Raw genomic sequence first — 6,676 nt, forward strand, 5'->3', positions numbered from 1 at the left:
CGCATAACTTCAGTCATGAATCTGCCCCTCCCCGCCAACAGTGCGCTGGCCGGTTTTCACCCCGCAGTCAGTGCCTGGTTCAACAAGACTTTCCCGGCGGTCACCGCCGCTCAGGCCCGTGCGTGGCCGTTGATTCGCCAGCGCCGGTCGACGCTGATTGCCGCGCCCACCGGCTCCGGCAAAACCCTGACCGCGTTCCTCGCCGTGCTCGATGAGCTTGTCCATCGAGGTCTGGAACAGCCCGATGGCCTGCCCGCCGAAACCCTAGTGATCTATGTCTCGCCGCTGAAGGCACTGTCCAACGACATCCAGATCAATCTGCAGAACCCGCTCGCTGGCATTACCGCGCAATTGCGCGAAATGGGCCTGCCGGAGCTGACCATCACTACCGCCGTACGAACCGGCGACACGCCGCAGAAAGACCGCGCCGCCATGCGCAAGATCGCACCGCACATTCTGGTCACCACCCCGGAATCGCTGTACGTGCTGCTTGGCTCGGAATCCGGGCGCAGGATGCTCGGCACCACGCGCACGGTGATCATTGACGAAATCCACGCCATGGCCGCCGGCAAGCGCGGCAGTCATCTGTCCTTGAGCCTCGAGCGTTTGCAAGCACTCTGCGCCGAACCGCTGACCCGCATCGGCCTGTCCGCCACCCAGAAGCCGGTAGAAGCCGTGGCGCGGTTTCTGGTCGGTCATGCCCGCCCCTGCGAAATCGTCGACATAGGCCACGCCCGCCCACGAGACCTGGGTATCGAAGTGCCGCCGGTGCCGCTGTCGGCGGTGATGGCCAACGATGTCTGGGAACTGGTGTACGAGCGCCTCGCCGAACTCGCTCGCGAGCACCGCACCACACTGATTTTCGTCAACACCCGACGCCTTGCCGAGCGCCTCAGCCGGCATCTGAGCGAGCGCCTCGGCAAGCAGGCCGTGGCCGCGCACCACGGCAGCCTGGCCAAAGAGTTTCGCCTCGACGCCGAACAACGGCTCAAGCGCGGCGAGCTGCAAGTGCTGATCGCCACGGCGTCGCTGGAGCTAGGCATCGATATCGGTGAAGTCGACCTGGTCTGCCAGATCAGTTCACCGCGATCGATTGCTGCGTTTCTGCAAAGGGTTGGCCGTTCCGGACATCAGGTCGGCGGCACGCCCAAGGGTCGTTTGTTCGCCACCACCCGCGACGATCTGATCGAGTGCGCCGCCCTGCTCGACTGCGTGCGCCGGGGCGAGCTGGATACGCTGCAGATTCCGGAAAAGCCGCTGGACGTGCTGGCGCAGCAGATCATTGCCGAGGTCAGTTGCCAGGAATGGTCGGAGGACGCGTTGCTGGCGATGTTCCACCAAGCGTGGCCGTATCGCGATCTCGACGAAAAACACTATCAGGCCCTGCTGAGCATGCTCGCAGAGGGTTACAACGGCCGCCAGGGCATACGCAGCGCCTATCTGCACCGCGATGCCGTCAGTCGCACCTTGCGTGGCCGGCGTGGTGCGCAGCTGACCGCCGTGACCAGTGGCGGCACGATTCCGGATAACGCCGACTACAGCGTGCTGCTCGAACCCCAGGGCTTGAACATCGGCAGCGTCAACGAAGACTTCGCCGTGGAAAGTATCGCCGGCGACGTGTTCCAGCTCGGCAATACCTCGTACCGCATCCTGCGGGTGGAAAGCGGCAAAGTGCGGGTCGAGGATGCGCAGGGCATGCCGCCGACCATTCCGTTCTGGCTCGGCGAAGCGCCGGGGCGCAGTGATGAACTGTCGGCGGCCGTCGCGCGCCTGCAAGCGCAGTTGGACGAATTGCTCAGCGCCAGCCCCGGTAATCTGCAACCGGCGCTCGACTGGCTGACCACCATACTCGGCCTCAACCTCGCCAGCGCCGAGCAATTGGTCGAATATCTGGCGCGCGCACGGCAAACCCTTGGCGCCCTGCCCTCGCAGGACACGCTGTTGATGGAGCGGTTTTTCGACGAGTCCGGCGGCACCCAACTGATCATTCACACGCCGTTCGGCAGCCGCATCAACCGCGCCTGGGGCCTGGCCCTGCGCAAGCGTTTCTGCCGCACCTTCAACTTCGAGTTGCAGGCCGCCGCCAGCGAAGACGCGATCGTGCTGTCGCTGTCCACCAGTCACAGCTTCGAGCTCGACGAAGTCTGGCGTTACCTGCACAGCAACAGCGCCGAACACACGCTCATTCAAGCGGTGCTTGATGCGCCGTTGTTCGGCGTGCGCTGGCGCTGGAATGCCGGAGTGGCGCTGGCATTGCCGCGTTTTACCGGCGGGCGCAAAGTCGCTCCGCAACTGCAACGGATGAAAAGCGAAGACCTGATCGCCAGTGTGTTTCCCGACCAGATCGCCTGCCTGGAAAACCTCGCCGGCGAGCGTGAAGTCCCCGAGCATCCGTTGGTGGAACAGACCCTCGACGATTGCCTGCACGAAGCGATGGACAGCGAAGGCTGGCTGACCCTGCTGCGGCGCATGGAGCGTGGCGAGGTGCGCCTGATCGCCCGTGATCTGCCTGCGCCGTCGCCGCTGGCGGCAGAAATTCTCAGCGCCCGGCCGTACACGTTTCTCGACGACGCGCCGCTGGAGGAACGCCGCACGCAAGCGGTGATCAATCGACGCTGGAGCGATCCGCAATCGACCGATGATCTCGGCGCGCTCGATGCCGACGCGATCACCGCAGTGCGCGAAGAAGCCTGGCCGTCGCCCAATTCCATGGATGAAATGCACGAAGCGCTGATGAGCCTCGCCTGCATCAGCGACGCCGAAGCCCGCGCCAACGCGGGTTGGCCGGACTGGCTGCAAACGCTGATGGCCAGCGGCCGCGCTTGCCTGTTGCAGATCGACGCCGAGCATCAGTTATGGCTGGCCCGCGAACGCTTGAGTTGCCTGCAAGCACTTTATCCACAGGCGACGTTGCTGACTGAGGCGGTGGCGCTGCCCGGCTTCGACGACACGTGGGCATTCGATGAGGCGTTGGTCGAAGTGATCCGCGCCCGCCTCGGCGCCTTTGGGCCAATCCCGTTGCCCGCCATTGCCGAGCCGCTCGCCCTGCCAGTTGCGCAAGTCAATCAGGCCCTCGCGCAACTGGAGCGTGAAGGTTATGTGTTGCGCGGCCAGTTCACGCCGAACAGCGTGATTGAAGAATGGTGCGAACGCCATCTGCTGGCGCGCATCCATCGCTACACGGTCAAGCGCCTGCGCCGGGAAATCGAACCGGTGGCATTGCAGGATTTCATGCGTTTTCTGTTCGACTGGCAGCATCTGACGCCGGCCACCCAAGGTCAGGGCAGCGCGGTGTTGCCGGCGATTATCGGCCAGTTCGAAGGCTACCCGGCGGCAGCTTCGGCGTGGGACAGCGACATCCTGCCGGCGCGCCTCAAGGACTACTCGCCGAGCTGGCTGGACGACCTGTGCCGCAACGGCAAACTGGTGTGGACGCGCATCAGCGCGCGGCAGAAGGTCAGCGGCTCGGCATTGCGCAGTACACCGATTGTGCTGCTGCCGCGCAGCCAGGTGGGTTTGTGGAGTGCATTGGCGGAACAGACGCCAGTGAGTGAGTTATCGCCGAAAACACAGAAAGTCTTCGAGGCGCTGAGTCAGCATGGCGCGCTGTTTTTCGATGAGCTGATACACGAAGCGCGCCTGCTGCGCAGCGAACTGGAAATCGCCTTGCAGGAACTGGTTGCCGCAGGTTTGGTGAACGCCGACAGCTTCGCCGGTCTGCGCGCGCTGATCACTCCCGCAAGCAAGCGCCAGCAGCGCAGCAGTCGACGCGGGCGCGGGGCGTTTATCGGCGGCATGGACGATGCCGGGCGCTGGGCATTGCTGCGCCGAGGTTCGTCAGCCGATGCCGCCGAGACGCTCGAACATGTCGCCATAACCCTGCTGCGCCGCTACGGCGTGGTGTTCTGGCGTCTGCTGGAACGCGAAGCAGACTGGTTGCCGAGCTGGCGGGAATTGCTGCGCACGTTTCATCGTCTGGAAGCGCGGGGCGAGATTCGTGGCGGGCGGTTTGTCAGTGGTCTGGCTGGCGAGCAGTTTGCCTTGCCCGAAGCCATTCCCTTGCTGCGCGAAGTACGCCGACGCCCGCAGGACGGCAGCCTGGTGGCGGTGTGTGGGGTTGATCCATTGAATCTGGCCGGGACCTTGTTGCCCGGGGTGAAAGTGCCGGCGCTGGTGAGCAATCGGCTGGTGTATCGCGATGGGGTGCCGGTGGCGGCGGTGATTGCCGGCAAGCAGCAGGTTTGGGTAGAGCTGGATCCGATAGCCATGGGACAACTGCATGCCAAGCTGATCCGGCATTGAGAGTGTTCGCACCGGCGTCTTCGCGATCAGGCTCGCTCCCACAGTCCAATCCCGTTTCCCCTGTGGGAGCGAGCCTGCTCGCGAATGGCCGGCCCTGCACCCCAAAATCATGCTTCAGGTCCGCGACTCCTGCGGCACTTCACCCGCAACCACCGCCCCTTCCTCCTGCCGCTTAGGCAACAACACCTGCTGTGGATAAGTCTGCGCAAAATGCACATTCGCTGTGTTATCCACAAGCTTCTTCAAGCGCTGATTGAACGCGCGGCTCACCGCATATTGGCCACCGGACACCGTGCGGAATTGCGCCGTCAACACCACGCCGTTCAAGTCCATCTTGTCCACGCCAAATACATCCAGCGGCCCTTGCAGGTTGTACTTGAGGAACGGGTCTTCGCGGATCGAATCGCCGGCCTCGCGGATCAGCTCGATGGCCTTGTCGACGTCGGTGTCGTAGGTGAACTGCACCGAGAAAAATGCGAAGGCGAACTGGCGTGATTGGTTGGTCACAGCCTTGATCTGGCCGAACGGCACCGAGTGCACAAAACCCTTGCCGTCACGCAGGCGCAGGGTGCGGATGGTCAAACCTTCCACAGTGCCGGCGTGGCCGGAATCGAGCACCACCCAGTCGCCGATCGACAGGGTATCTTCGATGATGATGAACAACCCGGTGATGACGTCCTGCACCAATTGCTGCGAACCAAAACCGATCGCCAGGCCGACCACTCCGGCACCGGCCAGTAGCGGCGCGACGTTGATGCCGAGGTTGGCCATGGTGGTAATCGCGCAGATCACCACGAGGATGATTTTGATCGCATTGCGCAGCAGCGGCAGGATGGTTTTCACCCGCGTGCTCGGCTGGCGTGCCGCGCGTTTGCTCAGCGGCGGTTTCAGCGCTTCCTGAATCGCCGTGTCGAGCACCACCCACAGCAGCCACGTCACCAGGAAGATCAGGCCGATGCTGCTCAAGGCGTTGCTGATCGCTCGACCGACGGTGCTGCTCTGGGCGAAATCGAGCAGCGACACGCCCCAGATCCGCCCGAGAATATCGATGAACACAATCGCCATGACGATGCGCAGCAACGCATGCAACAGGCTGAGAAAACGTTCCTTGTAGGCACTGCTGCGCTGGATTGCCTCGGCCTTGCGCGACTTGAACAGGTGCTGCAACACGGTGCTGAGAAACACCGTGGCGATCAGCAGCACGGTGGTGAACAAGGCGCAGCGCAGAGCTTTCTGATTGTCCTCGCCGATGCCGATCAGACTGACTGCCGAGACCAGCACCATCAGCACGATCGGCCAGTACCACAGCCCGGAAAATATCCGCAGCGACTCTTGCAGCGACGGTTGTTTCAAACGCTGACTGAGCGGGCGATTGCGGATCAGATGCGCGACCGGCCGGCGCAGGCGAATCACCAGCAAACCGAAGATGACCGAGGCGATCAGCCCGGTGAAGACGGCGATGCTGCTGGTGATATTGCCGCCCAGTTGCCGGGCGATCTGCGGGCTGGTCAGGGCATCGCTGAGGGCGGCAAGAAAGCCGATCAGGAACAGCGGGCGCGGGCAGTACTCCCGGATGATCCGCGCGGCGGTGCGTTTGTGGCCGACGTTGAACATCACCACCACGCACAACAACATCGAGGTCGAAAAGATCCCGCTGCTGGTGGCATAGGCCAGACACAGCGCCAGCGCGCGGCCCACCGAAGCTTGCAGAAAATGGCTGACATACAGCGTCAGCGGCAGGCAGATCAGCGCCGGCACGGTGTACGGCAGCACATAGCCGAGGAGATCCTGACTGCGCTGGCGGGTGCGCAACCAGCGGCCCTCACGTAGACGCTTGGCCAATAGACTGCCAAGCACGGTGAGCAGGGCGAAACTGCCCAGCCATACGCCCGACAGCGTGAGGAAATCCCCTGCCACGCTCCAGCCCGAGCGGTTCGACGGTTGCTTGACCAGCCGATCGACCTCATCCGCCGCACGGTCGGCGCGCAGCCGCCAGGCATCGACCAGGTGTTCGTTGAGATCGAGTTTTTCCTGCACATCGTCGATGCTCGTACTGATCGCCCCGAGCAGACCGCCCTGCACCAGCGGTTCCGGTTCGGCGGGTTTTTCCGCCGTATCGGCGGCAGCCGGAACGCCCGGCAGCGCGGCGGCTTGCGATGCGTTGACGCCGAAGCACAGCAGCGCTCCCAGCAGAATGGCGATCCTGAAATTGCGCAAAGCTCCGATCTCCCGTGGCTGACCCTGGTAAGGAACTGATCGGTAATTGCGCGGCAAGTTCAAGAGCCCCCTCACCCCAGCCCTCTCCCCCAGGAGAGGGAGCCGACCGAGTTGCCTGACCAAAATCACCAACTGCACGTCTTGAGTCGAACTCAAG

General features: G+C 63.4%; 2 protein-coding genes. One reads left to right on the forward strand and one right to left on the reverse strand.

From position 1 onward, the window contains the following. Positions 1–15: 15 nt before the first annotated feature. The gene (locus D6877_RS23400) at positions 16–4,302 is read left to right on the forward strand and encodes a DEAD/DEAH box helicase (RefSeq protein WP_130912271.1); all 4,287 of its coding nucleotides are present in this window, start codon (positions 16–18) and stop codon (positions 4,300–4,302) included. 114 nt (positions 4,303–4,416) lie between these two features. Here D6877_RS23400 and D6877_RS23405 read toward each other — a convergent pair whose 3' ends face one another. Continuing rightward, on the reverse strand, positions 4,417–6,519 hold the full coding sequence (locus tag D6877_RS23405; protein ID WP_130912272.1) for a mechanosensitive ion channel family protein: 2,103 nt from the start codon (positions 6,517–6,519) through the stop codon (positions 4,417–4,419). Positions 6,520–6,676 lie beyond the last annotated feature (157 nt).

Origin of the sequence: Pseudomonas sp. Sample_9 (assembly GCF_004307535.1) — a bacterium.
Lineage (GTDB): Bacteria > Pseudomonadota > Gammaproteobacteria > Pseudomonadales > Pseudomonadaceae > Aquipseudomonas > Aquipseudomonas mercuritolerans.